Annotated in this window: 1 pseudogene; it reads right to left on the reverse strand. The window is 43.3% G+C overall.

What is annotated here, in order from left to right:
* Window positions 1-642, reverse strand: a pseudogene (locus tag HT719_RS10725) (IS66 family transposase); the annotation flags it as partial.

Below are 642 nucleotides of genomic sequence, written 5' to 3' on the forward strand. Positions count from 1 at the left end.
ACATATCACAATGCACATATCCAGAATAATCTCCTAGGAATTCTTGTACTACTGAACCACTTCGACGCTGATCATGGTGGTACAGCGTGATTCCTTGCTTCTCAGCTTTCCCAGACAAAAAAGTCCAATAGTAGGTCAGATGGCTATCACTCTCTAGCACCCTATAAGAAGTTTCATCCGCATGAAGTAAGGGCTGAGTCAATAGTCTCTCTCGCAAGAGGTTATAGAGGGGCTCCAAATAGTATTGACTCGCCTTGATATGCCAATTAGAGATTTCCTTACGTGTGATTGGTAAACCCATCCTAGCCCAATCTTCTTCTTGGCGATAATTGGGGACCTTCAGATTAAACTTCTGATGGATGGTGTGAGCGATAATAGAAGCTGAGCCAAGGCTATGCGCCAAAGGGGCTTTAGGAATAGGAGCTTTCACAATTTTATCACTCGGATTTTTCTCACTGCATGCTTGGCATTTGTAAGAGTGTTGGATATGATCTATGCGTTTTAATTGCGCAGGAATAAAGACTAATTCTTGGCCTTGAAGACTCGCTCCAATCTCTTTTAGCTCTCCCTGACAGTCAGGGCAAATGCAATCCTCTAAGCGATGATGGAGTTCTTCTGAATCGAATTGGGCAAGAAGAGCTT

The organism is Streptococcus sp. k-378 (assembly GCF_013277505.1).
In the GTDB taxonomy this organism is placed as follows: domain Bacteria; phylum Bacillota; class Bacilli; order Lactobacillales; family Streptococcaceae; genus Streptococcus; species Streptococcus pseudopneumoniae.